This window comes from Microcoleus sp. F10-B2 (assembly GCF_036704965.1).
GTDB lineage: Bacteria > Cyanobacteriota > Cyanobacteriia > Cyanobacteriales > Microcoleaceae > Microcoleus.
This window is the reverse complement of the sequence record NZ_JAUBTB010000226.1, coordinates 1-1,362: the sequence shown is the minus strand read 5'-3', so window position 1 is coordinate 1,362 and position 1,362 is coordinate 1. Positions and strand designations below refer to the sequence as shown.

1 pseudogene is annotated in these 1,362 nt (G+C 39.9%); it reads right to left on the bottom strand.

Annotated features, from left to right (window positions below):
- Positions 1–406: 406 nt before the first annotated feature.
- Positions 407–1,362: pseudogene (locus QUA99_RS32805) on the bottom strand (transposase); the annotation flags it as partial.

Sequence of the window (1,362 nt, the reverse complement as noted above, 5' to 3'; positions counted from 1 at the left end):
ATCAAGCTAGCTTTTGAGGTGCAGTGGAGTCCGCAAACTTTAGAAGAAACTGCTGCAAGGCAAGCCAAATATCAGCGCGATGGCATCCGCTGCTGCTGGCTGTAGAGTAAACTTCCTACATCTCCTGATTTTAGTTGCCAAGACTTACCTAAGTTACGGTATGAATAAACTTTTGATGTTACAAAAGGCTTTTCAGGATTTCTGGTGAAAACGGTAGTGTCAGCCTCTACCTCACTCCGGCTTTCGGGCTTTTCCCACGGGAAGTTTTATTTTTAATCATCTTGTATATTTTACATTGTAACAAGAATGATTTAGGGCTTACTGAATAAGTTAGGAAAAATTGCGATCACACTTGATGGGCAATTCAAGCTCGGCGAGACATAACTTTTTCTTGACTATAACTTGTCTAGTTATAGCTTTTAATAATCATTAAACCGTAAATAGGTGTGATTTTCAGTTTTTGACATAAAAACGCACAAAAAACCCGTCTTAACCAGGTAGAAAGGTTAATTACTAAAAAAGTAATAGCAATGGCTGTTTCAGAAGTATTATCAAGTTTTGTCATCACCCGATTCAGGCTAAATCTTCTTTTCCGCAAGTCCCAAATTTGCCCTCAATCGCATTTCTAATTCTCTCATCTTCCCAGGCTTGTTTCTTTGTTTCCTTACTGACATTTGCTGGTGGCCTTCCTAAAGGGGTGCCACTGATTCTAATTCCTCTTTCTTTACACCAAGCTCGATTTTCTCGCGCTTCGATAAATGCGATCGGCATGGACTGATTCACCGATAGTATCCTCGGTAATTTTTAAATGCTTCTACTTGTGCTTTTAATTCTCCTGATTTGTTAAAGTTATCCCAACTTATCCGGTCTGAAAATACATATCCTTCACTGCAACTCGCTGAGAGTTTGGCTCCAAAATCTACAGGTTTCCCTGCTTTTCCTCTGACAATGGGACGGATGTGCGGTTGGCTTAAACTTACTATTCTGTCCGCCGATATACTCTGTTTTTTATTTTCAAATAACCAGAGTTGTTGCCGATATACTTCTGTGAGGACTAGCAAGGTCTTATACTGCTTTTGGCTCAGACTTTGTATGGTGATACCTGACTCGATTAGTTGTTCAATATGAGCGAGGTTTCTTTTGATATATTGCAGTTGTTTTTTAAGGGCTTGGATTTTTTTTTGGCGTAATGGTCGTCGGTGTTTGGCTACTGCTAAGTAGTCTTTCCTGGCTATTTTTCGGTAGGTTCTGGGTTTTTTATTAATTTTTACTTTGAGGGATTTATCTGGGGGGGTGACAACCCGCCTGAAACCCATAGTTAGTAAGGATTGGGCCAACTTGTGGTAAAAAAAGATAGGCAGC